Here is a 26,095-nt window from a genome sequence, read left to right as displayed (position 1 = left end):
GCGCTCACGCCCGCCCGGACGCCGGCAGCGGGAGCGGGTCGAAGGCGTGCCCGGCCCACAACCGACGGGACGCCTCCTCCGGGTACGCCGCCGTGCCCGGCTCGGTGTCGACGATCCAGGTCAGCCGCTCGCGCGGCTCGTACGCCGGCCAGCCCGGGTCGCCGGTCGCGGCGAAGGCGGTCCACGCCGCCCGCACCCGGGCCGACAGCTCGGCGGCCTCCGGCGGCGGCTCCTGGCCGAGCAGCAGCCCGGCCACGCCCGCGGTCAGGTTGCCGAACGCCAGCGGCAGGCCCAGCCCGTGACAGGCGCCGAGCATCCCGCCCATGCCGGGGGCCGGCCAGGTCAGCTCGTACAGGTGGGCCCGGCCGTGCCGCCCGTGGGCCTCGGCCAGCCGTACGGACGGCATCCGGAACAGCCAGTCGGAGTGGACCAGCTCGTACAGCCGCTCGTCGCCGGCCTCCGGGTGGGCGGCCCGGTAGGCCGCCGGGTCGGGGGCCAGCGTCCGCAGCGCGGCGGCCGCCTGCTCGGCGGTGACCTGGCCGAGCTCGCCGTTGAGCGCCATGAACAGCCGGTACTCGTCGCGGTTGTGCCCCACGAGCAGGTCCACCTCGCCCACCGGTGACCGCCAGGGCGTCGCGGGCAGCACCTCGCCGTCCACGACCGGCGCGAACGGCGTGCGGACGTGCGCGGCCAGTCCCCAGCGCGGGCTGCCGTCCATCCCGGCCGCCACCGCGTCACCGGCCTCGATCAGCCGTTCCGGCGACAGGCGCGCCAGATCTTCGGCGTGCGGGGCCGCTCCCAGCTCGGCGGCCACCGCGGCGGCGAGGTCGGCGGCCAGCTCGGGAGTGAAGAACAGACTCGGCACGCTCTGCGCGATCGCCCGGTGGAACAGGCCGGCCGCGCCGGGCATCGTCATCAGCGCCGCGATGCTCCCGGCTCCGGCGGACTCGCCGAAGACGGTGACCCGGTCGGGGTCGCCGCCGAAGGCCGCCGCGTTCTCGCGCACCCAGCGCAGGGCGGCCACCTGGTCCAGCAGCCCGCGGTTGGCGGGCGCGCCGCGGAAGTGCCCGAAGCCCTCGGCGGAGACCCGGTAGTTGACGGTGACCACGACGGCGCCGTCCCGGGCGAGCACGCCGCCGTCGAAGAGCGGGTCGCCGGACCAGCCGTACATGTAGCCCCCGCCGTGGATCCACACCATCACCGGCAGCCGGGCCGCGCCCAGGTCGGGGCTCCACACGTTGGCCGTCAGCCAGTTCCCGTCCGTGCCGGCGCCGCCGGACGCGCCCAGCAGCCTGGACTGCGGCGGCGGCGGGCCGAACGCGGCGGCCTCGCGCACGCCGTCCCACGCCTCGGGCGGCGCAGGGGCGGCCAGGCGCAGGCCGTCCACCGGCGGGCGCGCGTACGGCACGCCGCGGAAGACGGCCACGCCGCCCTCGATCCGGCCGCGCAGCCGGCCCGTACGCACGGTGACCTGCGGGTGAGCGGTTTCGGCGGCGCTCATGGCACGCTCCTCGTCCGGGGGACGGCTCTGACGGCCGTGCGCGGCCATCCTCACCCCGGACGCGGGCCGGCCGCATCCCGTTTTCGCCGGCCGGGCCACGGCGCAGGCATGGGGCGAGCACGTGAGGGTATGCGGTCCGGATCTCCCACCCGGAAGGAGCCGCCGGAATGCCTGACCGCATCGCCGACCCGTGGGGTTCGCGCACGCCGTACGGGCCGCGCGAGGACGGCAGCGCCGAGGACTGGCCGGTCCGGGTGGACGCCTGCCTGGAGGAAGGGCTGACCGAGCAGGACGTCGAGTCGTGGGCCCAGTCGGCGTCCGTCCTGCACTCCAACGGCGACGCGATGGACATCGCGGTCAGGGGCGGACGTATCGTCGGCGTGCGCGGCCGTGCGGTGGACCGGGTCAACCACGGCCGGCTCGACCCCAAGGACCTGTACGGCTGGCAGGCCAACAACAGCCCCGACCGGCTGCTCCGCCCGCTCGTCCGCGAGGGCGGCACGCTGGTGGAGACGGACTGGGAGACGGCGATGGGCCGGATCGTGGCCCGGTCGAAGGAGCTGCTGCGGGGCCCCGGCGGATGGGGGCACTTCGGCTTCCACACCAGCGGGCAGCTCTTCCTGGAGGAGTACTACACGCTCGCCGTGCTCGGGAAGGCCGGCCTCGGCACCCCGCACATGGACGGCAACACCCGGCTGTGCACGGCGACGGCCGCCGCCGCGCTCAAGGCCGGCTTCGGCACCGACGGGCAGCCCGGTTCGTACACCGACATCGACCACTGCGACGCGATCGCGTTGTGGGGGCACAACGTCGCCGAGACCCAGGTGGTGTTGTGGGACCGGATGCTCGACCGCCGCCGCGGCCCGCGCCCGCCCGCGATGATCGCCGTCGATCCCCGCGCCACGCCCGTCGCCCGCGAGGCCGACGTGCACCTGCCGGTACGCTCCGGCACGAACCTGGCCCTGATGAACGCCCTGATCCACCGGCTGATCGAGCGCGGCTGGCACGACCGCCGCTACGTCGAGGAGCACACGATCGGGTTCGAGCGGCTGTGCCGGGTGGTCGAGCAGTGCCCGCCGGAACGGGCGGCGGAGATCTGCGACGTGCCCGTGGCCCTGATCGAGCAGGCCGCCGAGATCCTCGGCACGAGCGAGCGGCTCGTCTCGACCGTCCTGCAGGGCTTCTACCAGTCCAACCAGGCGACGGCCGCCGCCTGCCAGGTCAACAACATCCACCTGCTGCGCGGCATGCTGGGCCGTCCGGGGGCCGGGGTGCTGCAGATGAACGGCCAGCCCACCGCCCAGAACACCCGCGAGACCGGCGCGGACGGCGACCTGCCCGGCCTGCGCAACTGGGACAACCCCTCGCACATCCGCGAGCTGGCCGAGCTGTGGAACGTCGATCCGTCCGTCATCCCCCACTGGGCGCCGCCGACCCACGCCATGCAGGTCTTCCGGTACGCCGAGCAGGGGTCGGTCAAGCTGCTGTGGATCTCGGGCACGAACCCGGCGGTCTCCCTGCCCGACCTCGGCCGCGTCCGCCGCATCCTGGGCCGGGACGAGCTGTTCGTCGTGGTGCAGGACCTGTTCCGCACCGAGACCGCGGAGCTGGCCGACGTGGTGCTGCCGGCGGCGACGTGGGGGGAGAAACCGGGCACCTTCACCAACGCCGACCGGACCGTGCACCTGTCGGAGAAGGCCGTGGAACCGCCCGGCGAGGCGCGGGCCGACCTGGACATCTTCCTCGACTACGCCCGCCGCATGGACTTCCGCGACCGCGACGGCAAGCCGCTGATCGGCTGGCACGACGCGGAATCGGCGTTCGAGGCGTGGAAGGCGTGCTCGGCCGGCCGTCCCTGCGACTACACCGGCATCACGTACGAGAGCCTGCGCGGCGGCAGCGGCGTCCAGTGGCCGTGCACCCCGGGTTCGGGCGGCACCGAGCGCCTGTACGGCGGCGGCCGCTTCAACACCGACCCGGACTACTGCGAGACCTACGGCCAGGACCTCGTCACCGGCGCCGAGCACACCCGCGAGCAGTACCTGGCCCAGGAGCCCGGCGGCCGGGCCTTCCTGCGGGCCGCGGCCTACCACCCCTCGCCCGAGGTGACCGGCGACGACCTGCCGCTGCTGCTGACCACCGGCCGCACCGTGCACCAGTTCCACACCCGGACCAAGACCGGCCGCGTCCCGCAGCTCGACGCCGCCGCCCCCGAGCCGTGGGTGGAGCTCAACGCGGCCGACGCCGCCGGGCTCGGCATCGGCGAAGGAGACCTGGTGCGGGTGGAGTCACCGCGCGGCCGGCTGGAGGCGCCGGCCCGGATCACCGGCATCCGGCAGGGCGTGGTGTTCGTGCCGTTCCACTACGGCTACTGGGACCTGGAACCGGGAGCGGCCCCCCGGGCGGCCAACGAGGTCACGAACACGACCTGGGACCCCGTCTCCAAGCAACCGATCTACAAGGTCACCGCGGTCCGGGTGACCAGAGCGGGAGGATGACCGTGCTGCTGGCGCACTACCTGGGACTGCTGCACCGATCCGAGGAGGAGCTGGCGGCGGCGTACCGCGAGGTCGCCGCAGCCCACGGCGACGAGCCGGACGTGGTGCACATCTGCCGGCGGCTCGCCGAGCAGTGCGACGAGCACGTACGGCGGCTGCGGCCGTTCGTGGCACGCTACTCCGAGGACGCCCCCGACGAGCCGGAGCGGCTGCACTCGACGCTCTTCTCCGGCTCCCGCGGCGGCGGCCTCGGCCTGCTGCGCGACCTGCACGACCTCTACCTCATGGCCGCCGAGTGCGACGTCTGCTGGACGCTGATCGGCCAGGCCGCGCAGGGCGCCCGCGACGAGGCGCTGCTGGCGGCGGTCCGCGGCTGCGAGGACGAGACCGCCACCCAGATGGCGTGGGCACGCGGCCGGATGAAGCAGGCGGCCCCCCAGACGCTGGTCGTCGCGTCGGGGTAGCGCCCGGCCCCGGCGGTCAGCTGTCGAAGACGATCAGCTGGCGCAGGGCGGCGCCGTCGGCGAGCTGGTCCATCGCCTCGTTGACGGCCGCCAGGCCGATCCGCGCGGAGACCAGCCGCTCCACCGGCAGCCGGCCCTCGCGCCACATCCGCGCGAACACCGGGATGTCGCGGGCGGGCAGCGCCGAGCCGAGGTAGCTGCCGATGATGCTGCGCCCGCCGGCCACCAGCGCGAGCGGCGAGATCGAGGCGCGGGCGCCGGGCGCGGGCAGGCCCACGCTGACGGTGCGGCCCCCGGGGGCCGTCGCGGTCACCGCGGTCTCGAACGCCCGCGTGCTGCCCGCCGCCTCCACCACGACGTCCGCCTGGCCGGGCAGGTCGTCCGGGCCGTACACCTCGTGCGCGCCCAGCTCGCGGGCGGTGGCGAGCTTGGCCGGGTTGGCGTCCACGCCGATCACCCGGACGTCGTCGAGGGCCAGCGCGGTGAGCAGCGCCGCCATGCCCACGCCGCCCAGCCCGACGACTGTGACCGTCTGCCCGGGGCGCGGCCGGCCGGCGTTGAGCACGGCGCCGCCGCCGGTCAGCACGGCGCAGCCGAGCAGGGCGGCGACCTCGGCCGGCACGTCGGGATCGACCGGGACGACCGAGCGCCGGTCGACCACCACGTGCGTGGCGAACGCCGACACCCCGAGGTGGTGCAGCACCGCGACGCCGTCCCTGTGCTGGCGGACCGCGCCGCTCAGCAGGGTGCCGTCGTTGTTGGCGGCGCTGCCGGGTACGCAGGGCGTCACGCCCTCGGTGGCGCACCCGGCGCAGCCGCCGCACCTGGGCAGGAAGGTCATCACGACGCGCCGCCCGGGGGCGAGGTCGTCGACGCCGGGGCCCGTCCGCTCCACCACGCCCGCCGCCTCGTGGCCGAGCAGCATGGGCACGGGACGCACCCGGTTGCCGTCCACCACCGACAGGTCCGAGTGGCACACGCCGGCCACCTCCACCCGCACCAGCAGCTCGCCCGGCCCCGGTGGATCGAGTTCGAGGTCGCAGACCGTCAGGGGCCGCGACCCGGCGTAGGGCCGGGACCGGCCGATCTCCTCCAGGACCGCGCCGCGAATGCGCATCAGTTCGCCCTTCTTCGTGTCGAGAGGTTGGCCAGCAGCACCCCGCAGCCGCCCAGGACGAGCCCGGCCACGGCGAGCGGGGGCAGCGGCTGCCCGGCCAGCGACCAGGCCAGGACGGCGGTCACGGCCGGGGTCAGGAAGAACACCGTGCTCACCCGGCTGGCCGGGGAGCGCAGCAACATCCGGTTGAGCAGGATGAACGCCGCGATGGAGTTGACCAGCGCCATCCAGCCGACCGACAGCCCGAACGCCGTCCAGTCCGACACCCGGACCGGGCCGAGCGCCAGGCAGGCCAGCCCGGCGGCGGGGGCGCTGACCAGCAGTTGCACCGCGGTGCCGCTCAGCGCGTCCATGCGGGGCGCGTACCGCTGCTGGTAGAGGGTGCCCGCGCTGAGCCCGGCCAGCCCCAGCAGGCACAGCGCCACCCCGGAGGCGGACAGGCTGATCCGGTCGGCCACCGCCAGGACCACCCCGGCCAGGCCGAGCGCGAACCCGGCCCACTGCCCGGCGCCGACCCGCTCGCCCAGCACCCGGCCGACCAGCAGGATGACCACCGGGTTCAGCCCCTGCACCAGGGACACGACCGCGGCCGGCAGGCCCGCGCCGAGCGCGCTGTAGAAGGCGCCGAACTGCACGGCCTGGATCAGCAGCCCGGCCACGGCCACGTGCGCCAGGTCCCGGCCCCGGGGCCACGGCACCCGCCTGACCAGCGCGTACGCCCCCAGCAGCACCCCGGCGACGGCGAACCTGCCGAACATCAGCAACAACGGCGGCGCCGCCCTGACCCCCGGGATGCCCGCGATGAACGCGCTGCTCCACAGGACGACGAACACCCCGGGCGCCACCGGCCACCGCCTCCCGGCGCGCCGGGCGGGCACCGTGGGGGCGGCGGTCTCCCGCACGCGGGCAGGCGTCATCGCAAGGTCCTTCCGGATGAAGACGGATCAGGAGGCGCGCAGGGCCGAGCGGCGCAGCCCCCACAGCTCCTCGTCGGAGGTGCACACGCCGACGGCCCCGTGCCGCAGCGCCTCCACCACGTCGTCCGCGCTCTGCACGAACCCCGCGGCCAGGCACGGCACGCCGACCGCCCGCACCTGCCGCTCGACGTGCCGCAACACCATGGCCGGCATGAGCTGCACCAGGTCGGGCCGCGACCGGGTGATGGACTGCATGCTGCGCCGCAGGTTCGACCGGTCGGTGACGAACACCTTCTGCATGGTCAGCAGCCCGAGCCCGGTGGCCCGCTCGATCATCGCCTGCCGCGTGGAGACGATCCCGACCGCGCCGATGCTCTGCAGGTACGCCAGCGCCCCGGGATCGTGCCCCAGGCCGGGGGTCGAGTCGATGTTGACGAATCCGATCTTCTGGGCGGCCACCGTGCGCTTGACGGTGGCCGCCAGGTCGCCGAGCGGGATCGAGGCCAGGATGCCGATCGGCGTGGGGGAGGAGGTGAACCGCTCGACCATCTCCACCCCCACCAGCGACGCGGCGACGGGATGCTCGGCCAGGGCGGCGAGCAGGCGCTGATCCAACGGGCCCTTGTGGCGAGAGTTCACCGCATCCACCTTAGTGCGCCGTGTTTTCGAAGGGCGCGGGCAGGCCCAGCTTGCCGGGGTTCATGATGCCCCGCGGGTCGAGCGCCTGCTTGACCGCCACCAGCGTCGGATAGCCGGTGCCCAGCGCGTCCCGCATGTACGGCGAGCGCAGCAGGCCGACGCCGTGGTGGTGGCTGATCGCCGCGCCGTGCCTGACGAGCACCTCGGCGGCGGCGTCCCAGGCGGCCCGGTACCAGGCGCGCCGCTGGTCGCGTTCGACGTCGCCGCGCAGCGAGAAGTACAGGCAGGCGCCGTCGGTGTAGGCGTGCGACTGGTGGGCCGAGGCGCGCAGCGTGCCGGGGACGGCCTCGATGGCGGCCACGACCTCGTCGTACAGGGCGGGCAGCGCGGCCCACGGCCCGGCGATCTCGCAGGTGTCGGAGACGAACCCCGGCCCCCGGACGAAGCCGTCGGCGGCCTTGCCGACGATCATGCGCTCGTCCAGCCAGCGGGCGAAGACGGCCGCGCCGTCCAGTTTCACCGACGCGCGTTCGGCGCAGACCTCGTCGGCGATCTTCATGACGGCGTCCACCAGCACCGGGTCGCCCTCGTCGGCGACGAGCAGCAGGTTGGTGCCCGGCTCGCCGAAGTGGGTGCCGCTCTCGTGCGCGTCGTACAGGCGCAGCGCGGCCGGGGTGGCGCCGCGCTGCAGGATCTCCCGGCAGGCGTCGAGCCCGGCGGCGAAGGTGTCGAAGCCGTAGGCGATGCCCACCGCGTAGTCGGGCAGCCGGTGCGTACGCAGCCGCAGCCGGGTGATGACGCCGAGCGTGCCCTCCGAGCCGATGAACAGCTGCCGCAGGTCGGGGCCCACCGCGGCGCGCGGGTAGGTGCCGTAGCTGGCGGTGGTGCCGTCGGGCAGCACCACGTCCAGCCCGACCACCATGTCCTCGATCTTGCCGTAGCGGGTGGAGAGCTGGCCCGCGCCGCGGCAGGCGGCCCAGCCGCCGACGGTGGAGATGGCGAACGCCGACGGCCAGTGGCCGGTGGTGGCGCCGTGCGTCTCCTGCAGCTCCTTCTCGAACAGGTCGCCGAACATGCCCGCCTGCACCTCGACGATCATGGACTCGGCGTCGAAGGACAGGATGCGGTTGAGCCGGCACACGTCCAGCACGACGCCGCCGTGCACGGGCAGCGCGGCGCCCAGCACGTTGCTGCGGCCGGCCGAGACGGTCAGCGGGATGCGGTGCTCGTGGCAGATCCGCACCACGGCGGCCACCTGCTCCTCCTCGTCCACCTCGACGACCACCGCCTCCGGCGTGGCCGGGCGGCCGTCGGTCTCGCCGATGGAGGTGCCCGCCCACCAGTCACGGGTGCGCAGGACCACCTCGTCCCGCTCGGTGTGCACGGCGGCGCCGAGCGCGCGCAGCTCCGCCACCACGCTCTCGGGGACCGGCACGACCTGGCCCTGCAGGCTGGCCGGGCCCTTCCCCGGCGGGCAGTCGGCGGCCCAGCGCGGCGGCGTGGGCGCGCCCACGACGTAGTCGCCGCGGTTGAACGGGTGGGTGACGGTCTGCCTGCTGATCATGAAAGTCCCTCCATCAGAACGCTCTTCTCGCGGTCCACGCCGCGCACGTAGTCCTCGACCTGCCGGGCCACCTCGTCGTCGGACAGGCCCAGCTCGCGCTGGAGCAGCCGGCCCACCTCGGGAGCCGCCTCGACCGACAGGTCACGGGCGAAGACCCGCATCCGGGTGCGCCGCGACAACACGTCGTCCACGTTCCTGGCCAGCTCGCAGCGGGCCGAGTAGACCACCTCGGCCCGCAGGTACTCGCTGCCCTCGACGACCGGCCCGGCCAGCGACGGGTCCTCGGTGATCAGATCGGCGACGAACCTGGCCTCGGTGCCGTACCGCTCGCCCAGGTGGGCGCCGAGCCCCCCGGTCGCGGTGGTCGCCTCGGCGTCGTAGCCCGCGCCGCCGAGCAGCGGCAGCCGCGCGGTGCGGCAGCGGGCCTTGCGGCCGAGCACCTTCAGCGCCTCGTCCACGGCCAGCTCGCCCATGTGCCTGCTGGTGGTCAGCTTGCCGCCGGTGACCGTGACCAGGCCGAAGCCGTCGGTGATGATCCGGTGGTCGCGGCTCATGTCGAGCGTGGCACCCTCCTTCTCACCGACCAGCGGACGCAGCCCGGCGATCGAGCCGATCACGTCGTCCGGGGTGAGGTCGGCGTCGAAGGCGGTGTTGGCGCCGTCGAGCAGGTACTGCATCTCCTCGCGGGTGCACAGCACCTCGTCGGGCGAGCCGTCGTAGTCGGTGTCGGTGGTGCCGACCACGACCACGTCGCCCCAGCGGGTGCAGGTGGCCCGGCGGGCCCGGCCGGGCACCGGGACGGTCACCGTGCCGTCCACCGGCAGCCGCGTCCACGGCACCACGATGTGCACGCCCTTGGCCGGACGCACCCGCGGCCGGTGCCCCGGGTCGGACAGCGCGTCCAGGGTGTCGGTCCACACGCCGGTGGCGTTGACGACGACCCCGGCGCGCACCTCGACCGTGCGGCCGTCCACCTCGACGCGGGCGCCGCGCACCCGGCCGCCCTCCTTGACCAGCTCGCGGCAGGTGGCGCCGTTCAGCACGGTGGCGCCGAAGTGGGCGGCGGTCCTGGCGATGGTCAGGGTCAGGCGGGCGTCGTCGGTGCGGCTGTCGTAGTAGAGCAGGCCGCCCTTGAGCCGGTCGGCGCGCAGCCGCGGCGCCCTGGCCAGCACCTCGGCCACGCTCAGCCGCTGGTGCAGCCGGCCGATGCGCCAGCCGCCCACCAGGTCGTAGGTCCACAGCAGGCCCTCGAAGGCCTTGGCGATGCGGGCGTCGAAGACGCCGTCCTGGGCGAGGATCGGCAGCACGAACGGCAGCCGCCGCACCAGGTGGGGCGCGTTGCGGCGGAAGCGCTGGCGCTCCAGCAGCGAACGGCGCACCAGCGGCAGGTTGCCCTGCTCGATGTAGCGCAGACCGCCGTGGACCATCTTGGAGGACTTGGAGGAGGTGCCCGAGGCGAAGTCGTCGCGTTCCACCAGCGCCACGCTGAGGCCGCGGGTGACGGCGTCCAGCGCGGCGTAGCAGCCGGTCACGCCGCCGCCGACGACGAGCACGTCCACCGGCCTTCCGGCCAGCCGCTCGATCTGCGCCTGACGGTCCATCCGCAGCGGGGTGCGCCGGATGGCGCTCCTGGTCTCCGATCTGGGCTTGCGTTCTGGAAGCCGGATCACGAGGGGGAATCCTCCTGTTGGTACGAGATGTGCCGGGTGAGCAGGTCACGCCAGGCGGCGCGGGCCTCCTCGCGGGCGGCGTCGGGCAACGTGGGCTCGAAGACGGGGACGTCGCCGAGCCCGGCGAGGGCGGCGGGCAGGTCGGGCCAGAGCCCCGCCCGCACGCCCCCGAGGTAGGCGGCGCCGCGCAGGCTGGCCGTCTCGTTGGCGCGGGCGCGGCGGACCGGCCGCCCGACGAGGTCGGCCTGGCTCGCCATCAGCACGTCGCTGCTGGCCAGGCCGCCGCCGCAGAACAGATCGGTGACCGGCGCGCCGAGCGCCTGCTCCACCCCGTCCAGCAGGTCGCACACCGAGTGCGCGATGCCCTCCAGGACGCCCCGGGCCAGCTCGGCCCGGGTGGTGGACAGGCTGAGCCCGGTCAGCACGCCGGTGGCCTCGGGCGACCAGACCGGGGTGCGCATCCCGGCCAGCGCGGGCAGGAAACGCACCCGGCTCGGCCCGGGATGCTCGCGGGCCAGCGCGGTCAGCTGGGCGGGCGAGTCGAACAGCCCGATCTCCTCGCACAACCAGCGCACCGCCGAGCCGGTCGTGGCGGCGTAGCCCTCCAGGCTGAACACCGCCGCGCCGCGCGAGCGCCAGCCGACGAGGGTCAGCACCCCCGGCACCGCCCGGCGATGCGCGGGCGGCCGGTCGCCGGCCACGGCGTCCAGGAACGTTCCCGTGCCGTGCACGCACATCGCCTGGCCCGGCCGGTGCGCGCCGAGCGCGATCATCGCGGCGTGCTGGTCGCCCATCACCGACAACACCGGCAGCCGCACGCCGAGCACGGACGGGTCGGTGTGGCCGTAGTCGCCGTCCTCGTCCAGGATCTGCGGCAGCACGTCGCGGGGGCAGCCGAGGAAGTCCCGCCACGGCTCGTACCAGTCGCCGGTGCGCAGGTCGTAGGCGCCGGCGGCGACCGCGTTGGTGGCGGACATGACGTGCCGCGCGCCGCCGGTCAGCCGCCACACCAGCCAGGTGTCGACCGATCCGAACGCCACCCGTCCCGCCTCGTGCGCCCGGCGCGCGGCCGGGTCGTCGCGCAGCACGTCGGCGGCCCACAGCAGCGGGGCGCGCGAGCCGACCGGCCGGCCGGTGTGCTCGACCAGGCGGGCGTCCCAGCCGGGTTCCCATGCGCGCAGCCGGGCGGCGTAGCGGCGGTCCTGCCAGACCACGGCGGGGGTGAGCGGCTCGCCGGTGACGGTGTCCCACAGCAGCACGGTGGCGCGCTGGGTGGCGATCGACACGCCGGTGACCTCGACGTCGTGCGCCCGCGCCCACTCCAGGGCCTGCGCGCAGACCTCGGCGGTCTTCGCCCAGATCTCCATGGCGTCCTGCTCGACCCGCAGGTGGTCGGGGGAGTGGACCGAGATGGGCCGGTAGGCGGGCGGGGCCGCGGAGCCGTCGTCCAGGACGACCGCGGCGCGCGTGCCCGTGGTGCCCTCGTCGACGCTGAGGATCCCCCGTCGGGTACGGCCGGTCATCGGCGCTCGTCCCCCCTCCGCAGCGCGATCTCCTCCTCCTCCAGGTTGACCGCCACGCGGGTGGGGTCCCACTTGATCAGCAGGCAGGTGACCAGGCCGACCAGCGGCACCACCGACAGCACCATGAGGCTGGCGCCGACCCCGATGCCCGCCTGCAGCTGCGGGAACAGGTACAGGCCGGCGACCGAGCCGAGGCTGCCGAGCATGCCGGTCACGCCGGTGCCCAGGGTGCGGATGTCGCTGCGGTAGGACAGCGCGGCGATCGACTTGCCGTTCGGGCCGGGCCCGGCGGAGTGGAAGAAGATGAACATCACGGGCAGCAGCGCGGCCAGCGCGACCGGCAGCTCCTTGAACGTCGCGCCCATCACCAGCAGCGCCACGAACACCACCGCGTACCCGGCCATCGAGCTGACCCGCAGGCCGAGGCGGCGGCCCGTGTAGGCCGCCAGGCAGCCGCCGACGATGCCGACCGCGTTGAACGCCATCGACCCGATCGTGGCCTTCTCGAACTCCTTGCCGAACAGCTCCAGGCTGATCACCGGCAGGTACCAGCCGACCGCGAAGTACTGCATGGCCTGGGTGAGCGAGATGACCGTGGACAACACCGTGCGCGGCAGGTACGGCCTGCGGAACAGCACGCCCGCGTCGCCGAACCCCACCTGCCGCCCCTGCTCGGCCGGGCCGCCGCCCTCTTCGCCGTCCTCCTGGACGGCGAAGCCGTACATGCGGCGCAGGGCCGCGGCGGAGTCGCGCAGCCGTCCCTTGGCGGCCAGCCACGTCGGGCTCTCCACCAGGAACGCGAGTTGCAGCACCAGCAGCACGACGGCGAAGGCGGCCGAGGAGCCCACCGACCAGCGCCAGATGTCCGCGCCCACGTCGAAACGGTAGAACACCAGCGTGAGCAGCAGGTTCGTGGTGGTGGCGGTGTACCAGACGCCTTGCCAGAAGTTGAGCCTGCCCTTGAGCGCGGACGGCGTGTACTCGGCCAGCAGCGCCATGGCCACCGCGAAGTCGATGCCGTACGCGATGCCGACCAGGCCGCGGCCGGCGAAGACGGTCAGGAAGTCGGAGCCGGCCGCGGTGAGCAGCGCGCCGAGCGCGAACACCACCTTGGTCAGCAGCAGCGGCTTGACCCGGCCGATCCGGGCGGCCAGCCAGCCGCCGAACGGGTTGGAGATGATGGCGATGGCCGGCGCCATGGCGGTGAGCACCCCCACCTGGCCCGGCGACAGGCCGAGCTGCTTGACCATGGGGGACAGGCCGGCGCCCAGGGCGGCGTTGGAGTAGGCGTCCAGGAACAGGCCCGCCAGGGCGAGGAACCAGATCCAGTTGGCCCGGCCGGCCAGCCTCGTCAGGGTGTTGATGACGTCGGCCGCGTCTCCGGCGTTGCGGATCAGCGTGACCGAGGTGTTCTGCACGGGGGCGTCGCTCATGCCCAGCCGCCTTTCAGGGGGGTGTGATCCCTTGCCAGCGGTCTGGATACGACAAAGGCACAGACGAAGACCACTGACAGGGATCTCTTCGTCTGTGCCTGCCGATTGACGGGACACTATGTGCCGGTTGTCCGGTATGTCAAGCGGTCGCGGTCGTATCGCCGCAGCTCGCACGCCCTGCCCGGCGGACCGGCCGGTCAGGAATACCTGATCTCCCACCAGCCGTGGGTGCACGACCACTTGCCCGCGGCCTTCACACAGGCGCGGAACTTGCGGCCGTTCGGGGCGTCCACCGCGAAGGACGTGACGCTGCGGCGTCCGCCGCCCCTGACCACCGCGTGGCAGGCGTGGTAGGTGCGGCCCCCGTCGTCGGTCCAGTCGATGGAGATCCGGTCGCCGGAGCGCAGGCTGGTGCCCCACGCCCACCACACGTCCCGGCCGCGGTAGACGCCGCCGGCCTCGTACAGGTAGACCATGCCGCGGCGGCCCTTCGCCTTCGCCATGCGGTGCCAGGTGTTCCTGGGCACGTCCCGGCTCACCCGCAGCCGCGCGCCGCACGAGTAGTTGATCGGCCCGGCGGCCTGCGACACCTGCCGGGCGTCCTGCGCGGAGGCGCCGGCGGGCGAGGCGGCGGTCAGGACGCCGCCGGCCACCACCGCGGCGACCGCCAGGGCGTGAAGGTTGCGCATGTGCTCCCCCTTGGTGCGGAATCGTGTGACCGCAACGTAGGGGCGCCCGTGTTGAGGATCCGTTGAGCCCGCGTTGATCTCCGCCGAGGCCCGCGCCGCCGCTGGTCAGGCGCCCGGGGTGGGAGGCTCCTGAATCCTGTCCAGGTCGGCGCGGACGATGCCGTACATCACGCCGTCACGCCACTGGCCGGCGCGGAAGCCGCCGCCGCGCAGCACGCCCTCCCGGGTGAAGCCGGCCTTCTCCAGCGCCCGCTGCTCGGCCACGTTGCCGAGCTCGGTGGTCGCCTGCACCCGGTTGACCGGCGAGTGGTCGAACAGGTAGCGCACCAGCAGCCGCTGCGCCCGCGTCCCGTGCCCCCTGCCGCGGAAGCCGGGCGCCACGATGAGGCCCATCTCCCAGCAGTACGACACCCGGGAGGTGAGCTGTCTGCGCCACGACACGAGGCCCGCCCGGTCCTCGCCGGAGGCGATCACGAGCATGCCGCCGTCCTCGCCGAGGATCCCGTTCTCGTCCCAGAGGCGGCGCAGGCGGTGGGGGTCCTGCCAGCCGTACCACTGGTACTCGCCGCTGCTGTCCTGGTCGCCGATCAGCCGGGTCAGGAACGCCAGGTCGTCCTCCCGGACGGCACGCAGTTCGATCGTCATGATCGCGACACTATGTGACAGATGTGACGTCGGCGCGGGCCCGGCGGCCGGCGCGCAGCGCCAGGGCCAGGGCCGCCAGCAGCGCCGCGCCCGTGAACGGCAGCCACGACAGCCCGGACGGCGGCCCGAACGTCCCGCCCGCCCCGGCCCGGTCGAGCACCGCGGCCACCGCGAGCGCGGGCAGCGCCTGGGCCGCTCCCGAGACGAGCGCGAGGACGGCGAGCCAGGCGACCCGCGCCGCGTTGCCCCCGCGGTACGGCTCCCCCTCGAACACGGACGTCAGCAGCCCCCCGACCAGGAGGGCGGCGACGAGCGCGCACAGGCCGCCCACCAGCACGTCCGTCCGGAGGAGCACCTGCTCGACCGCCGTCGAGTCCCAGACCCGCAGCGTCAGCTCCCCGCTTCCCAGGGAAAGGCCGCGGGGCAGCCTCACCCCGCTCAACCCGAGCCGGTCGGCGGTTTCCAGGCGGGGGACGACGCGAACGGTGATCTCCCCGCCGGCCTGCGTGGCGCCGTTGACGGCGTAGGCGACCCCCCACACCCCCGCGACGGCCCCGGCGAACCTGACCACGTAGAGGACCAGCCGCACGAACAGACGATCCATGGACGCTCCAAGGAGACGGACCGACGGCTGCTCATTATGCGCACCGGGCCGGGCCCGCGTACAGAGGCCCCAGGGTCACTCGCAGGTCTTGTCCTCCGGACTGCAGAACCTGACCTCGGGGAAGTCCGCCGACGGCTTGTCCAGCAGGGGCCTGGGCTGCCCGCGCAGGTGCCGGTCGAAGAAGGCGGTGACGTAGGCGCGGGTGACGCCGAGGGCGCGGGCGCCGGGCACGGCGGCGCCGTCCTCGATGCCGACCTGGTCCATCAGGACGCCCAGGTCGGTGAAGGACGTGTGCGCGGCTCCGGTCAGCAGCAGCCAGCGCTTCCATCCGGTCAGCCCCGCCCAGACGCGCTCCCACGTGGCGGCCGGCTCGCCCTTGCCCGGCGTGTACGTGGCGGGCTTGCCCAGGAGCAGGAACGGCCGTGACGTCCCGGCCTCCGGGAGCGTCGTCTCCACGCTGCCGTCGAGGTCGACGCCGGCGCGCAGCCGGGTGTCGGCCGCGATCGACGCGACGGCGGCGGCGCCGCCCGCCGAGTGACCGGCCATGGCGATCCTGGCCGGGTCGATCAGGCGGGACCCCTTCCACCGCGCGTGTGCGCCGGTGAGCCGGTCGAGCACGAAGGACACGTCGGCCGCCCGGCTCTTCTCCAGCTTCGCCCACCAGGCCGGGCTCTTGTCGCCGATCTCGCAGGTGACGCAGGTGGTGACCCGGCCGTCCGGGAAGGAGGTGGCGACGTTCTCGTAGGTGTGGTCGACGGCGGCCACCACGTACCCGTGGCTCGCCAGCTCCTCGGCCAGGGCCGTGAGCTCGGTGCGGGGTTTGCTGTGCCCGGGGGACAGGACGACGAGGGGCAGGCTGCGGGGGCGTCCGGCGGGGCGGGCGTCGGTGAAGGCGTTGGTCCGGGTCCTGCTCAGGGTGTCGGCCGGGAGGTCGGTGATCCCGCCGTCCTTGAGCAGCAGCTCGGACGCCTTCGCCGTCATGTACGTGGCGCGGTGGCGGCCCGGCGACCTGGCCGGGTACCAGAGCGAGACCATCAGCTCGCGCGCCTTGACCGAGGGGACCCAGGGGTCGGGGCGCGAGGTGTCCTTCAGGTACAGGGACGTGGTGCCGACCGGCCGCGAGCCGGTCGGGGCCGGCAGGTACGTCGTGGGCGCCGCCGCCGTCCTGGCCGACGCCGCTGCCGGCGAGCCGTGGAGCAGCCCGGCGGCCAGGACGGCGGTGAGCCCGGCGACGGCCGCGGCCCCGCCGGCACGGTTCGTTCTGAGGTGCTTGATCATGCATCGCAATATACTCCGAGAGTATATACGCGGTGTATAAGAGGCCGGAGTGCGGCGGGGAGGACCCCGGTCGCGGGTCAGCCGGCGGGCGGGGCGGCGCGCAACCGGAAGGCGAGCAGCGCCCGGTCGCCGCCACGCTGGGCGCGCCGGGCGAACACGAACGTCAGGACGGACGTCGCCGCCACGATGACGCCGCGCCCCCATGCCTCGGGGTGACCAGCGACGGCGCGACGGCCGACAGGACGGCGATCGCCGCGACGGTCAGCAGGCTGAGCGCGGCGTAGGCGGCGACCAGGATCTGGGCCGTGCGCAGGCCGGAACCGGGGAGCGCGGCGGGAGGGGGCGGCGTGGTCATGGGACATCCTCCGGATCTGGGGTGCCGGCGGCCGGTCGGACGGCGTGGACGGTGACGCTGACTGGACTCTCCCCCACGGGGAGACCGCACGCTATGGGGGATTCCACCCAGGTCTACCCGGAGGATCCATGACCCCGCGACTGATCCATTGCCATCCCGTCACCTGTCTCAACGTCACGGGCATGGGAGAGCCCGGCGGCGCCGAGCACGTCTCGGCCATCGGCGCCCTGTACGCCGTGGCCTCCGTCATGGGCGGCGCCGCCGGGCCGCTGGAGGGGCGGTGGTGGGTGGAGGACACCACGTTGCCGCCGCTGGAGACCCCGCGCGACCAGTGGCGGTGGCACCTGCTGCTGCCGTTGCCCGAGATGCCCGAGCCGGGGGCGGCCGAGGCGGCGCGTGAGCGGGCCCGCCCGTCGGGGGCGGCCGTGGACCGGGTCCAGGTCGTCACCTTCACCGAGGGCGAGTGCGTGGAGCTGCTGCACGAGGGGCCCTACAGCGAGGAGAAGAGGTCGCTGGAGGTGATGGAGGCGTTCATGGCCGAGCACGGGCTGGTGCCCAACGGGCTGCACCACGAGATCTACCTGACCGACTTCACCGACCCCGACCCGAAGACGCTGCTCAGGCAGCCGGTCGCCCCCCGCCCGGAGGCGGCGCCGGCTCGTCGATCGGCCGCCGGAAGCTCGCCCTGATGAGCGCCTGGTCGTCGGCCACCACAACCCTGATCACAGCGGCAGCCTCGCCTTCACCCGGAAACCGCGCACGGGACGGACGCCCGCCTCGAACTCGCCCCCCGAAGACGCGCACATGCTCACGCAACCCGGTCAGGCCGCGCCCGGCCGCGCCGCGCGTTCCTGACGCGGGCGGGCCCGCGCCCGCCGTCGTCGGCGGGCAGGAGGTCAGGGCAGGGCGAGGAGGCTGACGGCCAGGGCCGCCGCGCCCAGGCCGACGAGCTGGCCGCGGTGGATGCGCTCGGCGAGCACCCCGCGGGCCAGCAGCACCGTGCCGGCCGGGTAGAGGGCGGTGATCACGGCCACCACGGCCAGGTCACCGCTGCGGGCCGCGAGCAGGAACAGCAGGTTCGCCACGGAGTCCAGCACGCCCGCGGTCGCCGACAGCGCGTACGCGGGCCGCTCGGAGCCCAGCCGCCGGCGCAGCAGCCCGGCCGCGGTCAGGATGACGGCCGAGGAGACCGCCCGTCCCACGATCAACGGCGCCACCCCGCTGTCGGACGGCGCCTGGTGCAGGAAGACGAGCTGGAGGGCGATCGCCGAACCCGCGCCGAACGCCAGCAGCAGCGCCGTACGCGACGGGCGCGCCGAACCCCCGCCGTGCCCCGCGCTGACCAGGACGACCGCCACCAGCGCGAGCGGCAGCCCCACCAGCCCGGCGGCCGACAGCTGCTCGCCCTGGAGCAGCCCCACGGCGACGGGCAGCGCGGCCGACACCAGCGCGGTCACCGGCGACAGCACGTTCATCGGGCCGATCGCCAGCGTGCGGTAGAGCAGGGCGAACACGGCCGCCGAGGCGACGCCCGAGGCCGCGCCCCAGCCGAGCGCGGCGGGGCTGAACGACGCGCCGAGCATCGGCCACAACAACAGCTCGACCACCAGGCTGGCCGGCGCCGCGACCATCACGGTACGCAGCACATGGGCCCTGCGGGCGCCCAGGCCGCCGAGGAAGTCGGCGCAGCCGTAGGCGAGCGAGCTGCCCAGAGCCAGCAGCAGAGCGATCACGACACCTCCCGGACATCCAGCAGAACGACCAAAGAGTACATTAGAATGACCGCTGGAGCACAATGGACCGACCGCGCAGTACATTGCACCGGTCCGCCCCGTGAGGAAGGTGAACAGATGGCCGAGCCGGCCCAGGCCCTGCGAACGGTCGCCCACAACGTCAAGGCCGCCCGCACCCGCGCCGGCCTGTCCCTGGAGGAGCTCGGCCGGCGCGCCCAGGTCAGCAAGGGCGCCCTGGTGGCGCTGGAGAAGGCGCAGGGCAATCCCAACCTGGCCACCCTGGTCCGGCTGGCCGACACCCTGGGCATCTCGGTCTCAGCCCTGATGCAGGGGCCGCCGGAGGGCCGCCTCCGCGTGGTGGCCGCCGACGCCGTGACCCCCTTGTGGACCGGGCCGCGCGGCGGCCAGGCCCGGCTCATGCTGACCACCACCGGCCCGGCCCCGGTCGAGGTCTGGCGCTGGCGGCTGCAACCCGGCGAGGAGTACCCCAGCCAACCCCACCAGGCCGGGGTGGTGGAGACCCTCAGCGTCGTCGCCGGGCGGATGACGCTCATACTCGACGGCGTCGAGCATCCCGTCGAGGCGGGCCAGACCGCCACCTTCGACGGCGACGCCCCACACGGCTACCGGGGCGAGGGCGCCGGCACCTGCGACATGATCATGACGGTCCAGCTTCCCCCGGGACCCTGGACCCTCGGATCGGCCGAGGCCGGTCGGGCGTGAGCGGTGCTCGCCGTCAGGAGGCCAGGCGCTCGATGGCGAAGGCGGACAGGAAGCCCACGGTGGTGATCAGCCCGGTGAGGACGTGCGCCTGCTCGAACGCCTCCGGGATCATGGTGTCGGCCACCATGGCCAGGATCGCGCCGGCCGCGATCGCGGTGATCAGCGCGATGGCCTCGGGGGAGGCCGACCGGAGGGTCAGGTAGCCGGTCATGGCAGCCACGCCGCTGATCGCGGCGATGCCGCCCCAGACGCCGAACACGTACCCGGGGCTGCGCCCGGCCCGTCGCATGCCGGCGGCGCTGGACAGGCCCTCGGGGACGTTGGAGACGAACACCGCCGCCACGACGGCGAGGCCGATCTCGCCGCCGTGCAGCAGGGACAGCCCGAGCACCACCGACTCGGGGATGCCGTCGAGCAGCGCGCCGACGGCGATGGCGGCGCCGCTGCCCTGCGCATCCGCCTCGCTGGGCTGCTGGTCGCCGGAGCGTTTGCGGTGCCGGGCGCCGTGCCGCGCCAGGATCGCGTTGGCCGCCACGTACGCGCAGGCTCCCGCCAGGAAGCCGACGGCGGTGGGCAGCAGCCCGCCCGACCGCTCGGCCTCGTCCAGCAGCTCGAAGGACAGCGCCGAGATGAGCACCCCGGCGCCGAAGGCCATCACGGTGGCGATCGCCCGCGCCGGCACCCGCACCAGCATCGCCACGGCCGCGCCGAGGACCAGCGCGCCCCCGGCGACGAGCCCCCATGTCCCCGCTTCCAGCCACTCAGGCATGTGCACCGATCCCTCTCGCGTCCTCGTCCCGGCCCCAGGTTCTCTCGCCTCCGCCCTTCCCGTCACGCGTTCGCGAATCCGCGCCGGGGGCGGGGGGATTGGGCCGGGACGCCCCGGGTAGGGCAGGCGGCGGCCCGCCCCCGTCGTGAGGAGACCTGGATGGAGCACCGCCACACCCCCTGCACCCCGCGTCCGGCGCGACAGCTCTACGAGATCACCGCCCTGGACGCGGCGGGCGACCGGTGGCACACCATCGGCTGGGGGATCGACCAGGCGGAGGCCGAGTCGGCCGCGCGGGCGTGCGTCACCCGCCCGGTCCCGCCCTACCGGGCCGCCCGGATCCGGCACGACGGCCGGGTCCTGGCCGAGCACCGCCGCACGTGAAGGCGCCGCCGTCCCCGCGCGTGGCGCTGCCGGTGATGTGCCACCGGTGGGCGCACATCACGTTCCTGCACTGGCGTTACCCCGTCCAGGTGGTCCGTGATCTGGTGCCGGACGAGCTCGCCGTCGAGACCATGGACGGCTCGGCGTGGGTGGGGGTGACGCCGTTCCTCATGCAGGACGTACGGGTGCCCGGCCTGCCTGCCGTGCCGTGGTTGTCCGCGTTCCCGGAGACCAACTGCCGCACGTACGTACGGGACGCGCGCGGCCGTTCCGGCGTCTGGTTCCTGTCCCTGGACGCGGGACGGCTGCCGGCCGCGCTCGGCGGGCGCTCCGGCTACCGGCTGCCCTACCACTGGTCCGACATGTCGGTCCGGATCGACGGGGGGCGCCGCCGCTACCGCTGCCGCCGGCGGTGGCCGGGAACGCCGGGTGTGCGCTGCGACGCCGAGGCGGAGGTGGGCGGCGTCCTGCGGGAGGACGAGCAGGACGAGCTCGCGCACTTCCTGACCGCCCGCCACCGGCTGTTCACCCGGGTGGCGGGCCGGCTGGCCGCGGCCGAGGTCGAGCACCCGCCGTGGCCGTTGCAGCACGTCGAGCTCACCGGCCTCGACCAGGGCCTGCTGCGGGCCGCCGGCCTGCCCGACCCGGCCGGCCCTCCCCTCCTGCACGCCTCCCCGGGCGTGGACGTACGCGTCGGCATGTGGTCGTGGTGACCTGACGAGCGGCCCGCGCACGGCTCACAGGAAGAGGAAGCCGATCGCGGCGGCCGCCACGAGAGTGCCGACGACCAGTGCCAGGGCGATCTCGCGGGCGCTCGCCCGGTCCTCGCGGCGGATCCAGGCCAGGTACCAGGCGGTGGCGGGGAGAGCGACCACGGCGGCGGTGACGGCGCCGGGCGAATACTCGCCGAGGACGACCCAGGTGCTCAGGTGGAAGAGCGCGTTGACCGCGAACTGCCACTGGAAGGCGGTGGCCAGCACCACCCAGACGCCGTGCCGGTCCCGCCGCGTGGCGCGCCAGGAACAGGCCAGCACCAGCAACATCAGCGGAACGTGGTACGCGGCGAAGGCGCTCGTGGTCTCCGGCCCGAACTGCCGGGTGGCCCATGCGGCGAACCCCGGCAGCTCCTCCAGGGTGTGCAGGACGTAGACGCCGAACGGCAGCAGGAACGGCAGCGCCCCGACGGCGGGCGGGGCGGCGTTCCGGGGTACGCCGGACATGGTCACAGTGATACCTCCAGGGGGTTTGAGGAACGAGCGCCTAGAATATGAGGAATTCCTCAGTTTTTGCACTCGCATCCGGAGGCCGCCGTTGCCGCCCGCCCGTTCCCCCCATCGCCCCAGGAAGACGCCGCGGCAACAGCGCGCCTGGCAGACCCGCCGGCGCATCGAGGAGGCGGCGGCTCGCGTTTTCAGCCGCCACGGCTACGCCTCCGGCACCACGGACCGCATCGCCGAGGAGGCCGGGCTGTCGATCGGTTCGCTGTACCAGTACTTCCCCAACAAGGACGCGATCCTGGTCGTGCTGGCCCAGCGGCACCTGGAGGAGACGGCCCGCACGGTGGCGGACGTACTGGCCGAGCCGCGGCCCCTGGCCCGGTGGCTGCCGGAGCTGACCCGGGCGCTGGTGGGCGTGCACGCCGAGGATCCGCGGCTGCACCAGGTGCTGTTCGAGCAGGCGCCCCGGCCGCCCGAGCTGCTCACCCGCTTTCGCGAGGTCGAGGGTGAGGCGGCGGCGGCCGTGGAGAGACTGCTGCGGGCCGACCCCGTTCTGTCCCCGGCCGATCCACGACGCCAGGCGCGGTTCGTCGTGGCCCTGGTCGAGTCGCTCGTCCACCGGTTCGCCGCCGACCCGCCCGGTCTCGACGCGGCGGAGCTGGAGCGGGAGATCGTCACGATCGCCACGCGCTATCTGCGGGACGGAGGCCGGGCGGAAGGTACTCAGGGATGACTCCGGTCTCCTCCTCCAGTCGGATGGTCTTGTCGGAGGAACTGATCGATGATCAGGGCCCGACGATTGGAGACGCGATGCGCAGACCAGTCCTGATCCTCACCCTCTTATCGGCCCTCGCGGCGCCGCTCGCGCCGGTCCCCGCGGCCGCCGCCACCACCGGTGCCACCGCACCGGCCGTGCGGTGGGCGCCGTGCGCGGAGGATGCCGCGGTCGACTGCGGGACGCTGACCGTGCCGGTCGACTGGAACGACCCGCGCGCCGGGACGTTCGAGCTGGCCCTCGCCCGGCGCCGGGCGAGCGACCCGGCCGCCCGGATCGGGTCGCTGGTGATCAACCCCGGCGGCCCCGGCGGCTCCGGCGTGGACGCCGTGGTGAACGACTGGCTCGGCTTCACCCCCGAGATCACCAGCCGCTTCGACGTGGTCGGCTTCGACCCGCGCGGCGTGGGCCGCAGCCACCCCGTCACCTGCTCGCTGGAGCTCGCCCAGCAGGCGCCCGACCCGCTGTCGATCAAGGACCAGGCCGGCTGGGACGCCCTGCTCGCCTTCAACCGGCGCTACGGCGAGGACTGCCGCAGGCGCACCGGCCCGCTGTTCGACAACGTCCACACCGGGTACGTGATCCGCGACCTCGACGCCCTGCGCGCCGCCCTCGGCGACGACAAGCTGACCTACTACGGCGTCTCGTACGGCACCCTGATCGGCCAGCTCTACGCCGAGCGCTACCCGCGCCGCGTCCGCGCCCTCGCGCTGGACAGCAACATGGACCACAGCCTCGGCACCCAGGCGTTCCTGGACACCGAGGCATGGACCTCCCAGGACTCCTTCAACGAGTTCGTGGCCTGGTGCGGCCGGACCGACTCGTGCGCGCTGCACGGCCGGGACGTCCGCGCGGTGTGGCACGAGCTGCTGGCCAGGGCCGACCGGGGCGCGCTGACCTTCCCCGGGCAGCCGGACGTCAAGCTGCGCAGGCTCGACCTCATCGGCCTGGCGTTCGGCGCGTTCTACGGCCCGGCCTGGAGCCAGCTCGCCGAGCTGCTGGCCGCCATGGAGAGCGGCGCCGGCCCGGTCAGCCCGCTCTTCGCGCCGCCCGTCCGGGCCGCCGGGGAGACCGTCAACGACGCGTCCATCGTCTTCTGCCAGGACTACGCGCTGCCCGTCCGCGGCTACCGCGACTGGGACCGGCTGCTCCGCAGGTCGGCGGCCGTCGCGCCGGACATGCTGGTCAGCGCCGCGGCGCACCCGCTCGCGCTGGCCTGCCAGGGCACCGCCACGCCCAACCGGCAGCACCGGCTCAGGCTGGACGGCTCGCCGACGCTCCTGCTCGGCAACGCCCTGCACGACCCGGCCACGCCGTACGTGTGGGCGGCCTCCACGGCGTTGCAGGCCGGCCGGCAGGCCCGGCTGCTGACCTACGAAGGGTGGGGGCACGGCATCTACGGGCGCGGCGAGTGCCCGACGGCCGCGTTCGACCGCTACCTGCTCTCCCGTGACCTGCCCGCCCAGGGCGCGCGCTGCCCGGCCGTCCCGCCGGGCGAGCTGTCGCTCAGGCGGGTCCCGAGCCCGAGCCCGCTGCCCGGCCGCCCCGGGTGGACGTCCGTCCTGCGGTAGCCAGGTGCTGACGCGGCCTCGCGGCCTCCTCTCCGCGAGGCCGCGTCCTACCCCCGGGCGCCCGTCGCCAGGCGCTCGCGGAGGGCGTCGAGGCGGGCCATGGCCGGGGTCGCGGTGATGCCGTGCAGGACGACCGAGAGCATCACGGTGAAGGCCGTCACCGCCCACAGTTCCTCGGGCGGCACGCCGAAGTCGGCGTGACCCAGCGCGTACGCCAGGTAGAACAGCGACCCCACCCCCCGGATCCCGAACAGCGAGATGACCCGGCGCTCCCGGGGACCGGCCGGGCCCCTGACCTGCGAGAGCCAGCCCGCCAGCGGGCGGATGACCAGGATCAGCAGCACCCCGACGAGGGCGCCGCGCCAGGTGAGCGGGGCCAGGCCGCCGGCGGCGACGAATCCGCCGAGCAGGAGCAGCAGCCAGGAGGTGAAGAGCCGTTCGAGCTGCTCGACGAAGCCGTGCAGGACGTTGTTGTAGCCGTGCCCGTGCTCGACCCGGCGGATGGCGCAGGCGGCGACGAACACGGCGATGAAGCCGTAGCCGCTGACCAGCTCGGTGACCCCGTAGGCGAGCAGGGTGGCGCCCAGGGCCACGAAGCCGTCGCGGCGCTCGGCCAGGCGCAGTTCCTCGGCGGGGGAGTGGAAGAACAGCCGGCCGAGCAGGCGGCCGATCAGCAGGCCGCAGACGACCCCGGCGACGATCCGGTAGAGCACGTCCGTCAGCGCCCACTCGCCCGTCCAGCCCAGGCCGCCGGCGGTGGCCAGGGCGATGGCGGCGTACACGATGGGGAAGGCCAGGCCGTCGTTCAGGCCCGCCTCCGAGGTGAGGGCGAAGCGGACCTCGTCGTCGGCGTTCTCGGCGTCGGCGGGCTCGCCCACGCTGACGTCGGAGGCGAGCACCGGGTCGGTCGGCGCGAGCACGGCCCCGAGCAGCAGCGCGGCGGCGACGGGCCAGCCCAGCACGCCGGACGCCGCCGCCGTGACCCCGGCGACGGTCAGCGGCATCGCCCAGCCGAGCAGCCGCCAGGTCGTCGACCAGCTCCGTAACCCGATCCTCCGGTTGAGCGCCAGCCCCGCGCCCATGAGCGAGACCAGCACGCAGATCTCGGTGATGTGCTCGACGGCCGCCCGATGGGCGACGGGATCGGGCTCGGGCAGCCCGATCGGCAGCAGGTACAGCCCCATGCCGCCGAGCAGGTAGACCAGGGGCGGGGAGAAGGCCCGGCGGGCGAGCAGGCCGGGCAGGACGGCGGCGAGCAGCGCGGCCGCGCCGCCGAGGGCCAGGACGAGATCGGGGGTGGACATCCCGGCCCCACTGCCCTGATCAACTCAGGACAATCTTCGTTTTATTCGTGCAAATCGCTCAGTATCGCCCGGATCGGTGAGCCCAGGCCGCCGCCGGCATATCGCGGCAATATGCACTAATAGCTACTTTTCCCACCCCTGACTGCGCGCCTACCGTGACAGGACCCCCCAACTTCTGGAGGAGGATCCGTGTCAAGGTCTCTCCGTGTCACGCTCTCCGTCGTCCTCGCCCTCTCCTTCCTGCTGGTCACCTCGCCGGCCCAGGCCGCCGTGCTGGTCCGGGTGCTGCGGTACGACGCCTCCCGGTCGGCGGAGTTCGTCAACGTGGTCAACCAGGCCGCCCAGGTCTGGAACGCCAACGTGGTGAACGTCCGGCTCATGCAGGGCACGCCCGCCAGCTTCGTCGTCCTGGCCGACAACAACTGGCCCAGGACGCTGCCCACCAGCCTCGGCCGCGGCACGATCTGGATGGGCCGCCAGGCGGTCAACCAGGGCTACAACCCGCTGCGGATCGCCACCCACGAGATCGGCCACATCCTCGGCCTGCCGGACCGGCGCACCGGGCTCTGCAGCGACCTGATGTCCGGCTCCAGCGCCCCCGTGAGCTGCACGAACGCCACCCCCAGCGGGGCCGAGCGGGCCGAGGTGGACCGCAACTTCGCCGGCAGCACGCCCGCGGTCGAGTTCGGCCGCGTCCACGAGGACCGCTGACCTCCGCCGAG

General features: G+C 74.2%; 26 protein-coding genes. 9 read left to right on the top strand and 17 right to left on the bottom strand.

Annotated features, from left to right (window positions below):
- Nucleotides 1-4 precede the first annotated feature (4 nt).
- Nucleotides 5-1,501 carry a carboxylesterase family protein gene (locus ABZ459_RS19350; RefSeq protein ID WP_357971693.1) on the bottom strand — a complete coding sequence of 499 codons (1,497 nt, stop codon included), beginning with the start codon at nt 1,499-1,501 and terminating at the stop codon, nt 5-7.
- Nucleotides 1,502-1,668: 167 nt separating this feature from the next.
- Between ABZ459_RS19350 and ABZ459_RS19345 the strand changes: the two genes are divergently transcribed.
- The gene (locus ABZ459_RS19345; RefSeq protein WP_357971691.1) at nt 1,669-3,999 is read left to right on the top strand and encodes a molybdopterin-dependent oxidoreductase; all 2,331 of its coding nucleotides are present in this window, start codon (nt 1,669-1,671) and stop codon (nt 3,997-3,999) included.
- Complete coding sequence (locus ABZ459_RS19340; protein WP_357971689.1) at nt 3,996-4,463, top strand: hypothetical protein; 468 nt, start codon at nt 3,996-3,998, stop codon at nt 4,461-4,463. Before ABZ459_RS19345 ends, ABZ459_RS19340 begins: the two co-directional genes overlap by 4 nt.
- Nucleotides 4,464-4,479: 16 nt before the next feature.
- Here the strand turns inward: ABZ459_RS19340 and ABZ459_RS19335 are convergent, their stop codons facing one another.
- The 12 genes from ABZ459_RS19335 to ABZ459_RS19280 form a co-directional block, all read right to left on the bottom strand.
- Entirely contained in the window at nt 4,480-5,580 is a 1,101-nt protein-coding gene (locus tag ABZ459_RS19335; RefSeq protein WP_357971687.1) for an alcohol dehydrogenase catalytic domain-containing protein, read from the bottom strand.
- Entirely contained in the window at nt 5,580-6,497 is a 918-nt protein-coding gene (locus ABZ459_RS19330) for a DMT family transporter (RefSeq protein ID WP_357971685.1), read from the bottom strand. The genes ABZ459_RS19335 and ABZ459_RS19330 overlap by 1 nt, the downstream gene beginning before the upstream one ends.
- A 27-nt stretch (nt 6,498-6,524) precedes the next feature.
- A complete protein-coding gene (locus tag ABZ459_RS19325; RefSeq protein WP_357971683.1) occupies nt 6,525-7,136 on the bottom strand; it encodes a glycerol-3-phosphate responsive antiterminator in 612 nt (203 codons plus the stop codon).
- A 10-nt stretch (nt 7,137-7,146) separates the two neighbouring features.
- Nucleotides 7,147-8,700, bottom strand: coding sequence for an FAD-binding oxidoreductase (locus ABZ459_RS19320; protein WP_357971681.1), 1,554 nt, complete (start codon nt 8,698-8,700; stop codon nt 7,147-7,149).
- On the bottom strand, nt 8,697-10,370 hold the full coding sequence (locus ABZ459_RS19315; protein ID WP_357971679.1) for a glycerol-3-phosphate dehydrogenase/oxidase: 1,674 nt from the start codon (nt 10,368-10,370) through the stop codon (nt 8,697-8,699). The genes ABZ459_RS19320 and ABZ459_RS19315 overlap by 4 nt, the downstream gene beginning before the upstream one ends.
- Nucleotides 10,367-11,893 (bottom strand): FGGY family carbohydrate kinase, encoded by a 1,527-nt coding sequence (locus ABZ459_RS19310; RefSeq protein WP_357971677.1) that lies wholly within the window; start codon nt 11,891-11,893, stop codon nt 10,367-10,369. The genes ABZ459_RS19315 and ABZ459_RS19310 overlap by 4 nt, the downstream gene beginning before the upstream one ends.
- A complete protein-coding gene (locus ABZ459_RS19305; protein WP_357971676.1) occupies nt 11,890-13,326 on the bottom strand; it encodes an MFS transporter in 1,437 nt (478 codons plus the stop codon). The genes ABZ459_RS19310 and ABZ459_RS19305 overlap by 4 nt, the downstream gene beginning before the upstream one ends.
- A gap of 197 nt (nt 13,327-13,523) precedes the next feature.
- Nucleotides 13,524-14,015: a hypothetical protein gene (locus ABZ459_RS19300; RefSeq protein WP_357971674.1), complete on the bottom strand. Its 492-nt coding sequence runs from the start codon at nt 14,013-14,015 to the stop codon at nt 13,524-13,526.
- 105 nt (nt 14,016-14,120) lie between these two features.
- Nucleotides 14,121-14,660, bottom strand: a complete 540-nt coding sequence (locus tag ABZ459_RS19295) for a GNAT family protein (RefSeq protein WP_357971672.1) — start codon at nt 14,658-14,660, stop codon at nt 14,121-14,123.
- Between the two features lie 10 nt (nt 14,661-14,670).
- Nucleotides 14,671-15,264, bottom strand: a complete 594-nt coding sequence (locus ABZ459_RS19290) for a hypothetical protein (RefSeq protein WP_357971670.1) — start codon at nt 15,262-15,264, stop codon at nt 14,671-14,673.
- A 75-nt stretch (nt 15,265-15,339) separates the two neighbouring features.
- Nucleotides 15,340-16,542, bottom strand: a complete 1,203-nt coding sequence (locus ABZ459_RS19285) for an alpha/beta hydrolase (protein ID WP_357971668.1) — start codon at nt 16,540-16,542, stop codon at nt 15,340-15,342.
- 163 nt (nt 16,543-16,705) lie between these two features.
- Nucleotides 16,706-16,897, bottom strand: a complete 192-nt coding sequence (locus tag ABZ459_RS19280) for a hypothetical protein (RefSeq protein WP_357971666.1) — start codon at nt 16,895-16,897, stop codon at nt 16,706-16,708.
- A 128-nt stretch (nt 16,898-17,025) separates the two neighbouring features.
- Between ABZ459_RS19280 and ABZ459_RS19275 the strand changes: the two genes are divergently transcribed.
- Nucleotides 17,026-17,586, top strand: coding sequence for a hypothetical protein (locus ABZ459_RS19275; RefSeq protein ID WP_357971664.1), 561 nt, complete (start codon nt 17,026-17,028; stop codon nt 17,584-17,586).
- 207 nt (nt 17,587-17,793) lie between these two features.
- Here the strand turns inward: ABZ459_RS19275 and ABZ459_RS19270 are convergent, their stop codons facing one another.
- A complete protein-coding gene (locus ABZ459_RS19270; RefSeq protein WP_357971662.1) occupies nt 17,794-18,630 on the bottom strand; it encodes an EamA family transporter in 837 nt (278 codons plus the stop codon).
- A 117-nt stretch (nt 18,631-18,747) separates the two neighbouring features.
- On the opposite strand from ABZ459_RS19270, the gene ABZ459_RS19265 reads away from it, so the two are divergent.
- Complete coding sequence (locus ABZ459_RS19265; RefSeq protein WP_357971660.1) at nt 18,748-19,353, top strand: XRE family transcriptional regulator; 606 nt, start codon at nt 18,748-18,750, stop codon at nt 19,351-19,353.
- 13 nt (nt 19,354-19,366) lie between these two features.
- Here the strand turns inward: ABZ459_RS19265 and ABZ459_RS19260 are convergent, their stop codons facing one another.
- Nucleotides 19,367-20,122 carry a ZIP family zinc transporter gene (locus tag ABZ459_RS19260; protein ID WP_357971658.1) on the bottom strand — a complete coding sequence of 252 codons (756 nt, stop codon included), beginning with the start codon at nt 20,120-20,122 and terminating at the stop codon, nt 19,367-19,369.
- A gap of 159 nt (nt 20,123-20,281) precedes the next feature.
- Between ABZ459_RS19260 and ABZ459_RS19255 the strand changes: the two genes are divergently transcribed.
- Nucleotides 20,282-20,506 (top strand): hypothetical protein, encoded by a 225-nt coding sequence (locus ABZ459_RS19255; RefSeq protein ID WP_357971656.1) that lies wholly within the window; start codon nt 20,282-20,284, stop codon nt 20,504-20,506.
- On the top strand, nt 20,503-21,219 hold the full coding sequence (locus tag ABZ459_RS19250) for a DUF2071 domain-containing protein (protein WP_357971654.1): 717 nt from the start codon (nt 20,503-20,505) through the stop codon (nt 21,217-21,219). The genes ABZ459_RS19255 and ABZ459_RS19250 overlap by 4 nt, the downstream gene beginning before the upstream one ends.
- A 24-nt stretch (nt 21,220-21,243) precedes the next feature.
- Here the strand turns inward: ABZ459_RS19250 and ABZ459_RS19245 are convergent, their stop codons facing one another.
- Nucleotides 21,244-21,726: an HXXEE domain-containing protein gene (locus tag ABZ459_RS19245; RefSeq protein WP_357971652.1), complete on the bottom strand. Its 483-nt coding sequence runs from the start codon at nt 21,724-21,726 to the stop codon at nt 21,244-21,246.
- A gap of 91 nt (nt 21,727-21,817) precedes the next feature.
- Here ABZ459_RS19245 and ABZ459_RS19240 point away from each other — a divergent pair, with 91 nt between their 5' ends.
- Together ABZ459_RS19240 and ABZ459_RS19235 are read left to right on the top strand one after the other, a co-directional pair.
- Nucleotides 21,818-22,456 carry a TetR/AcrR family transcriptional regulator gene (locus ABZ459_RS19240; protein WP_357971650.1) on the top strand — a complete coding sequence of 213 codons (639 nt, stop codon included), beginning with the start codon at nt 21,818-21,820 and terminating at the stop codon, nt 22,454-22,456.
- Between the two features lie 77 nt (nt 22,457-22,533).
- A complete protein-coding gene (locus ABZ459_RS19235) occupies nt 22,534-24,069 on the top strand; it encodes an alpha/beta fold hydrolase (protein ID WP_357971648.1) in 1,536 nt (511 codons plus the stop codon).
- Nucleotides 24,070-24,116: 47 nt separating this feature from the next.
- Here the strand turns inward: ABZ459_RS19235 and ABZ459_RS19230 are convergent, their stop codons facing one another.
- Entirely contained in the window at nt 24,117-25,373 is a 1,257-nt protein-coding gene (locus ABZ459_RS19230) for a cation:proton antiporter (protein WP_357971646.1), read from the bottom strand.
- Between the two features lie 189 nt (nt 25,374-25,562).
- Between ABZ459_RS19230 and ABZ459_RS19225 the strand changes: the two genes are divergently transcribed.
- Nucleotides 25,563-26,084 carry a snapalysin family zinc-dependent metalloprotease gene (locus tag ABZ459_RS19225; RefSeq protein ID WP_357971644.1) on the top strand — a complete coding sequence of 174 codons (522 nt, stop codon included), beginning with the start codon at nt 25,563-25,565 and terminating at the stop codon, nt 26,082-26,084.
- The last annotated feature ends 11 nt before the right edge of the window (nt 26,085-26,095 follow it).

Source organism: Nonomuraea sp. NPDC005692 (genome assembly GCF_040631115.1).
Classification (GTDB): Bacteria; Actinomycetota; Actinomycetes; order Streptosporangiales; family Streptosporangiaceae; genus Nonomuraea.
The sequence above is the reverse complement of the archived record's forward strand: the minus strand, read 5'-3'. Positions and strand labels throughout refer to the sequence as shown.

What these genes read in the sequence shown, in the direction of transcription:
- ABZ459_RS19300 (WP_357971674.1), bottom strand. Translation starts at nt 14,015, where the DNA reads ATGCGCAACCTTCACGCCCTGGCGGTCGCCGCGGTGGTGGCCGGCGGC.
- ABZ459_RS19340 (WP_357971689.1), top strand. Translation starts at nt 3,996, where the DNA reads ATGACCGTGCTGCTGGCGCACTACCTGGGACTGCTGCACCGATCCGAG.
- ABZ459_RS19260 (WP_357971658.1), bottom strand. Translation starts at nt 20,122, where the DNA reads ATGCCTGAGTGGCTGGAAGCGGGGACATGGGGGCTCGTCGCCGGGGGC.
- ABZ459_RS19310 (WP_357971677.1), bottom strand. Translation starts at nt 11,893, where the DNA reads ATGACCGGCCGTACCCGACGGGGGATCCTCAGCGTCGACGAGGGCACC.
- ABZ459_RS19320 (WP_357971681.1), bottom strand. Translation starts at nt 8,700, where the DNA reads ATGATCAGCAGGCAGACCGTCACCCACCCGTTCAACCGCGGCGACTAC.
- ABZ459_RS19275 (WP_357971664.1), top strand. Translation starts at nt 17,026, where the DNA reads ATGACCCCGCGACTGATCCATTGCCATCCCGTCACCTGTCTCAACGTC.
- ABZ459_RS19285 (WP_357971668.1), bottom strand. Translation starts at nt 16,542, where the DNA reads ATGATCAAGCACCTCAGAACGAACCGTGCCGGCGGGGCCGCGGCCGTC.
- ABZ459_RS19305 (WP_357971676.1), bottom strand. Translation starts at nt 13,326, where the DNA reads ATGAGCGACGCCCCCGTGCAGAACACCTCGGTCACGCTGATCCGCAAC.
- ABZ459_RS19295 (WP_357971672.1), bottom strand. Translation starts at nt 14,660, where the DNA reads ATGACGATCGAACTGCGTGCCGTCCGGGAGGACGACCTGGCGTTCCTG.
- ABZ459_RS19235 (WP_357971648.1), top strand. Translation starts at nt 22,534, where the DNA reads ATGCGCAGACCAGTCCTGATCCTCACCCTCTTATCGGCCCTCGCGGCG.
- ABZ459_RS19345 (WP_357971691.1), top strand. Translation starts at nt 1,669, where the DNA reads ATGCCTGACCGCATCGCCGACCCGTGGGGTTCGCGCACGCCGTACGGG.
- ABZ459_RS19230 (WP_357971646.1), bottom strand. Translation starts at nt 25,373, where the DNA reads ATGTCCACCCCCGATCTCGTCCTGGCCCTCGGCGGCGCGGCCGCGCTG.
- ABZ459_RS19290 (WP_357971670.1), bottom strand. Translation starts at nt 15,264, where the DNA reads ATGGATCGTCTGTTCGTGCGGCTGGTCCTCTACGTGGTCAGGTTCGCC.
- ABZ459_RS19245 (WP_357971652.1), bottom strand. Translation starts at nt 21,726, where the DNA reads ATGTCCGGCGTACCCCGGAACGCCGCCCCGCCCGCCGTCGGGGCGCTG.
- ABZ459_RS19265 (WP_357971660.1), top strand. Translation starts at nt 18,748, where the DNA reads ATGGCCGAGCCGGCCCAGGCCCTGCGAACGGTCGCCCACAACGTCAAG.
- ABZ459_RS19350 (WP_357971693.1), bottom strand. Translation starts at nt 1,501, where the DNA reads ATGAGCGCCGCCGAAACCGCTCACCCGCAGGTCACCGTGCGTACGGGC.
- ABZ459_RS19330 (WP_357971685.1), bottom strand. Translation starts at nt 6,497, where the DNA reads ATGACGCCTGCCCGCGTGCGGGAGACCGCCGCCCCCACGGTGCCCGCC.
- ABZ459_RS19255 (WP_357971656.1), top strand. Translation starts at nt 20,282, where the DNA reads ATGGAGCACCGCCACACCCCCTGCACCCCGCGTCCGGCGCGACAGCTC.
- ABZ459_RS19335 (WP_357971687.1), bottom strand. Translation starts at nt 5,580, where the DNA reads ATGCGCATTCGCGGCGCGGTCCTGGAGGAGATCGGCCGGTCCCGGCCC.
- ABZ459_RS19280 (WP_357971666.1), bottom strand. Translation starts at nt 16,897, where the DNA reads ATGACCACGCCGCCCCCTCCCGCCGCGCTCCCCGGTTCCGGCCTGCGC.